Genomic DNA, 552 nt, shown 5'->3' on the forward strand with positions numbered 1-552 from the left:
TGTCTTTGCCGTCCCCGACATTGTGCCGCTGCCGCAGAATGTGGTGGATGGCTGCGAGGCCGTGCTCGATACGCTGTTCGACCTGACGGCGGCGGTCAAGGCCGTGCGCTAAAGGTATGCGCCGAGATCGATGACGGTGGCTTCGGAGTGGCCGCTTGCCTGGGTGCCGGCGCGCTCGGCGATCTGGGCGCCGATGCCGTGGCCGTCGGCTGCGGCATTCCGCTCTCCGGCGTCAATGATCTCAATTTTGATATCGGGATACAGGGCGAGGGCCTTGTGGATGCCAAGTATGCGCAGGGCGAGCTGCATGAATGCCTCCCTGTCCGTAACGGTGATTTGGCGTGGCACTCTTCGCGTTTCCCAAGATAAAACCTGCCAAAATAAACCTGTCCCTTTTTGGTAGGTTACTGGTTCATATTGCCGTGGATGTAGAGGGTGACTTCGGGGGAGATGTGGGCGCAGCCCAGCTCGCGCAGCGCGGACTCGATGGCGGCGGGCAGCGGGGTCTTGCCCTCGGCATTGACGGTAGCACCGCCGAGAGCGGCAATCTTG

Annotated in this window: 1 protein-coding gene; it reads right to left on the reverse strand. The window is 62.0% G+C overall.

All coding sequences use genetic code 11. The annotated features are described in order from the left end of the window. Window positions 1-108: 108 nt before the first annotated feature. On the reverse strand, window positions 109-309 hold the full coding sequence (locus tag ACTQ0H_RS09305) for a hypothetical protein (RefSeq protein ID WP_441016603.1): 201 nt from the start codon (window positions 307-309) through the stop codon (window positions 109-111). Window positions 310-552 lie beyond the last annotated feature (243 nt).

The organism is Collinsella sp. LCP21S3_A3 (assembly GCF_052118905.1).
Classification (GTDB): domain Bacteria; phylum Actinomycetota; class Coriobacteriia; order Coriobacteriales; family Coriobacteriaceae; genus Collinsella.